Origin of the sequence: Kitasatospora sp. NPDC059577, from assembly GCF_042735475.1 — a bacterium.
Classification (GTDB): Bacteria; Actinomycetota; Actinomycetes; order Streptomycetales; family Streptomycetaceae; genus Kitasatospora.
In genome coordinates, this window is sequence record NZ_JBHWBZ010000148.1 from 1 (window position 1) to 1,657 (window position 1,657).

Annotated in this window: 1 protein-coding gene; it reads left to right on the forward strand. The window is 75.9% G+C overall.

Annotated features, from left to right (window positions below; all coding sequences use genetic code 11):
* Positions 1–1,657: condensation domain-containing protein (locus ACFV0O_RS41475; protein WP_380350273.1), on the forward strand; the 1,657-nt coding region annotated here is incomplete at both ends.

Here is a 1,657-nt window from a genome sequence, read left to right on the forward strand (position 1 = left end):
TCGGCGCACTGTCGGCGGGCCGCGCGGCCCGCACGCCGCAGGAGGAGATCCTCTGCGGACTGTTCGCGGAGGTGCTCGGCCTGGACGCGGTCGGCATCGACGACGACTTCTTCGCGCTCGGCGGCCACTCCCTGCTGGCCACCAAGCTGCTCAGCCGGGTCCGGGCCGCCCTGGGCGCCGAGTCCGGCATCCGGGACGTCTTCGAGGCGCCGACGGTCGCCGGGCTGGCCGCCCGCCTGGGCACCGGCCCGCAGCGCCTCGCGCTGACCGCCGGGGGCGAGCGCCCGGACCGGGTGCCGCTGTCCTTCGCCCAGCAGCGGCTCTGGCTGATCGACCGGATGGAGGGCCCCAGCGCCCTCTACAACGCCCCGGTGGCGCTGCGCCTCGCCGGCGGACTGGACACCGCCGCGCTCGAACGCGCCCTCGGTGACGTGGTCGCCCGGCACGAGAGCCTGCGCACCCTGATCGCCGAGGAGGACGGCACCCCGTACCAGCGCGTCCTCCCGGCCGGCGAGGCCGCCGTCCCGCTCGACACCCTGGACTGCCCGGCCGCCGAGGTGGCCGCCACGGTGGCCGCGCTGTGCCGCCGCGCCTTCGACCTGCGCGCCGAACTCCCCGTCCGTGCGGCCCTGTTGCGGGTCTCCACCGAGGAGCACGTGCTGGTCCTGGCGCTGCACCACATCGCGAGCGACGGCTGGTCCCTCGGTCCGCTGGTCCGCGACCTCACCACCGCGTACGCGGCCCGCACCGACGGCGCCGCCCCCGGCTGGTCGCCGCTGCCCGTGCAGTACGCCGACTACGCGCTCTGGCAGCGCGAGCTGCTCGGCGACGAGGACGACCCGGAGAGCCTGGCCGCCCGCCAACTCGCCTACTGGGGCGAGACCCTGGCCGACCTCCCGGACGAGGCGACGCTGCCGCTGGACCGCCCCCGCCCGCCCGTGGCCTCCCACCGCGGCGACCGGGTCGCGCTCAGCCTCGGCGCCGAGTGCCACCGCGACCTGGTCGCGCTGTCCCGGGCCCACCGGGTCACCCTGTTCATGACCGTCCAGGCGGCCCTGGCCGCGCTGCTGACCCGGCTCGGCGCGGGCACCGACGTCCCGATCGGCTCGGTGGTGGCCGGGCGTTCCGACGAGGCGCTGGACGAGCTGGTCGGCTTCTTCGTCAACACGTTGGTGCTGCGCACCGACACGTCGGGCAACCCGAGCTTCACCGAACTCCTCGGCCGGGCCCGGGAGACCGCCCTCGGCGCCTACGCCCACCAGGACATGCCCTTCGAACGGCTGGTGGAGGAGCTCAAGCCGACCCGCTCGCTCGCCCGGCACCCGCTCTTCCAGGTCATGCTGGTGCTCCAGAGCAACGAGCAGGCCGAACCGTCCACGGCCGGCCTGCGGGTCGAACCGCTGCCCGCCGCCACCGGCTCCGCCAAGTTCGACCTCAGCCTGATCGCCGAGGAGTCCTTCGGCCCCGACGGGGAGCCCGCCGGGATCGACTGCGCCCTCGACTACGCGACCGACCTGTTCGACCGGGAGACGGTCGAGGCGATCGCCGGGCGGTTCGGCCGGCTGCTGGCGGCCGTGGCCGCGCGGCCCGAACTGCCGATCGGGCGGGTCGAGTTGCTGTCCGGCGCGGAGCGTGCCGCGCTGCCCGTGGACGGCGG